General features: G+C 50.3%; 3 protein-coding genes. 2 read left to right on the top strand and 1 reads right to left on the bottom strand.

From position 1 onward, the window contains the following. Positions 1 to 1,576, top strand: a 1,576-nt coding sequence (locus BY454_RS16495; RefSeq protein ID WP_219820666.1) for a hypothetical protein, incomplete at its 5' end; no start/stop codon positions are given. A gap of 18 nt (positions 1,577 to 1,594) precedes the next feature. Here the strand turns inward: BY454_RS16495 and BY454_RS16490 are convergent. Further along, positions 1,595 to 2,434, bottom strand: coding sequence for a hypothetical protein (locus BY454_RS16490; protein WP_104417648.1), 840 nt, complete (start codon positions 2,432 to 2,434; stop codon positions 1,595 to 1,597). A gap of 225 nt (positions 2,435 to 2,659) precedes the next feature. Here BY454_RS16490 and BY454_RS16485 point away from each other — a divergent pair, with 225 nt between their 5' ends. Then, positions 2,660 to 3,226, top strand: coding sequence for a putative molybdenum carrier protein (locus BY454_RS16485; RefSeq protein ID WP_104417647.1), 567 nt, complete (start codon positions 2,660 to 2,662; stop codon positions 3,224 to 3,226). Positions 3,227 to 3,337: the final 111 nt, after the last annotated feature.

The raw sequence follows: 3,337 nt of genomic DNA, 5'->3' as shown, positions 1-3,337 counted from the left end.
GTGGCAGCTTTGCCGTGGAATCAGTGGCAGCTTTCGCGTGGAATGGGTGGCAGGCTTCGTCTGGAATCAGTGGCAACCTTGGTCTGGAATACGCAGGTTAATGATGGGGTTTGTTTTTTTGTGTTGTTTTCGATTTGGTCTTCGAGCTCAGGAAGCTATGCTTCTCCTGCGCCGTGATTGGCAGGAGCAGTCAGGAATGCTGTGGGTATTGGTCCAAAATAACCAGTACCGGACACTAAAAAGCCCCAGTAGCAGACGGGTTATACCTTTGCTGTTCACCCTGGATGACTCTGAAAGGCAGTTGATCGATCGGGTGATGGGGCGTTATCAGAGTATCTGTGGCCGGCAGACGAATCGACCGATTCTTTGCGAGCTCCAGGGAAAAAATCAACCGGGCCTTGTTGAGGGAGCGGCAAGATTCTCTGCGAGTTTGATCGTGGCCATGCGTGCAATGACGCGAAACCAGGATCTGGTTTTGCATCACCTCCGGCATACTTTTTTCAATAGAGTGGCGGCGGTTTTGCTCAACTTGGACACGCCCATCGAGCGTGTTTTAACCCAAGATATTGATAAGCCAGCACTCCGACAGTGTGTACTCGGTTCCAACATCTCATGCTCCAGGCGAATCGGTATGGCTTTGGCGCGTTTGATGGGGCATAGCTCACCCAGGACCGGGTTGCTAAATTACTTTCATCTTTTAACGGAATGGGCGGATGTACTGACGCCGGTTTCAAGTGATCGAGTACGTCAGTTGAAAAACGCCACGGACATCGAACAATGGCCATGCGCTCCTGGCTACGACCTTCCGCCGTTGAAAGCGCAATTTGAATATCCTGAGTTGACCCTGGAGCGCATGTTTCAAGTGGTTCGGCTGGTATCGCTGGGCCAGAATTTCGGGCGAGCTGCTGGATTGGTAGGGCTGCAACCGTCTGCCGTGAAGCGATTGGAGAAGGTGCTGACAAAAGCCACACGGAACCAGGCTTTCAAAGTGGCCCTCCCTGACGACAAGGAGCAATGGTTTGACGGCAGCGAGCTCGATAATGCGTTGTTAGCGGGCATTACGTCGCCAGCGTGGCAGAGAATCTTGGATCATGCTCAGCAAATTCAGCGCTGCACTGTACAATCGATCAAAGCACCCAAGGCCAAAGAGTTGCCGATTTTGATTAGTCGCAGAAGGCACGTTGTGCTTGATAAAAAATCGCATGCACATTTTCTGAGGCATTTTTTCGCACTTTACGAGATAGACGATAGTCAGCTAACTGTTGTTGCCAGATTCGATGATCCTGACATGATTCGGCTAATGACTGATGCAGGCTTTGCTGTGCAATCCGAGAGGTATCTTTTGATGGCCCAAAAAGATAATCAGAAGTCCCGTAATGCAAAGCCCTGGACTGTTAAAAAACACTTCTTACACGGCTTTCCGATACCTAGCAGGCGACGATCCCGTTATGGATTTGGTGAAATAAACTTTGGCCAATCGTCGACCGGTGTATTGCGTAACGGGCATGAGTTGGCCGTGGCTCTTCTGGTGTTTGGTGTCTATTGTCGGCTGATCCAGAAGAGCCCCAGTCACTGACACAACGGCACTTGATCATCATTGTTGGGACTGCATCTCTAGTTCAAGCTTCCGCGATTGGTCTTCGCTCTTTACCTTAATGGCTTTTAATCGCCAGTGCAGTTTGTGCTTTCCATCTTTGACCTGATGAACGGCGACGATTGCTTTTTTACTTTTTGAAAGGGCTGCACGGAAGGCGACGCTCAACTCATGAGTAGTAGTCGCTTGAACAGTAATAATGCGGTCTCCTCGATCCGCGTCGGAACTTAGTCGCATTGTAATGGTTTTTTTATCGATGCTTCCTCCGTCAATCTTCGCGATGCCGTGATAATTGTGGATTTTGTGTTCGACCTCAGGAGCTTTTTCTATGTGGCCTTGAGCGGCGACCTCTCCTAGGGTACTGACTTGGGGAAATTGAATCACGAACGGAAATTTCAGGTGGGTGCCACTGTTGGCGGCGATATAGTCGTCGGAGAATTTATTGAGGAGATTTTCTTGGGATGGCGTTAGTGTTTCCTTTGATGACATGTTGAACAGATCAGCTCCGTTCTGGATTACGGCTCTGCAAAAGTGGAAAGAGGCCATTGAGACTGAATCTACCAGTGCACGGCTAGCCTCGCCATCGCTGTAGACCCGGCTGGTATGCTGAATCTGACTGCCCTGAGTGACCACAAAATCGCTGTGAAGGAACGTAACCTGCTCTTCGGGAAAGCATTGCTTTGCGAGCTCGGAGCAGAGAGCGGTAATCGCATCCAGCAGTTTTTTGACCCGGGTGTCGGCGAGCAAACCTACGTTGATTTCGGATGCGTCTGGGCCGACTGAGCGAATTGGAGATTGATCAAAGCGGGCATCGAGAATGACCTGGTGTTGTGTAGACATACATGTTCCTCTGATTGCTAAATAACCTCCCCTCTATATGTACCAGAAAAAGAAGGTCGGTCAGCCGTGTTTCCCCTATGCGTTGCCGCTCTACGGGCATCTTGTTCACTTTGGGTGACAAAATTGATTAAAAAATGATCGTTTCGAGTTGGGAGGTATGGCAGGAGGATGTGAGAGGGTAATGTCTATAGCTTGAAGTGGACGTAGTGAGATGAGTTTTGAAGCATGAAAGCTAGGAAGTTCCTGTCGTCAGTCATCAGCGGCGGCCAAACCGGCGCCGATCGAGCGGCTCTTGATGCGGCCCTGGAGCGGTGCTTTCCGGCTGGCGGATATTGCCCAAAAGGTCGATTGGCCGAAGATGGCCCAATACCACCGCGTTATCCGATGGAAGAGCTCTCGGGTGGTTATCGAGCAAGGACCCGGAAGAATATCCAAGCCGCTGATGGCACCGTTGTTTTCTACCATCGAGAGATTGAGGGAGGCACAGCTTTGACTGTGTCAATTGCCTTGAAGGAAAAGTCGCCCTTGAAGCTCATAGATACCGAGACCGTTGCCGCGGAAACAGCCATGGAATTAATCAGCGCCTTCTGCATACAGCACGAGATCGGGATTTTGAATGTTGCTGGCCCGAGGGCATCGAAGTGTGAATCCATCTACGGCTATGTTTACGTTGTAGTTAAGCGCATGTTGTTGGCTCAAGCTGCTTCCTTGGATGCCGATTCCGCACTCGGCAATGACGCCCTCACGAGAAATATCCCGAAGAATGGGCAGTCGGCGAAGTGTTCACATTAGAAAGATTTCAAGCTAAGGAGACTCTGAATAAGTCCCCAAAATCAGCGATAATACGGCCATCGTCAACCGCATAGGATCGTTGCCACCATGGATCAGATCACCTTCTCCGAA

Origin of the sequence: Marinobacter persicus (genome assembly GCF_002934325.1) — a bacterium.
GTDB lineage: Bacteria > Pseudomonadota > Gammaproteobacteria > Pseudomonadales > Oleiphilaceae > Marinobacter > Marinobacter persicus_A.
Note: the sequence above shows the minus strand (reverse complement) of the source record. Positions and strands in the feature narration are given on the sequence as shown.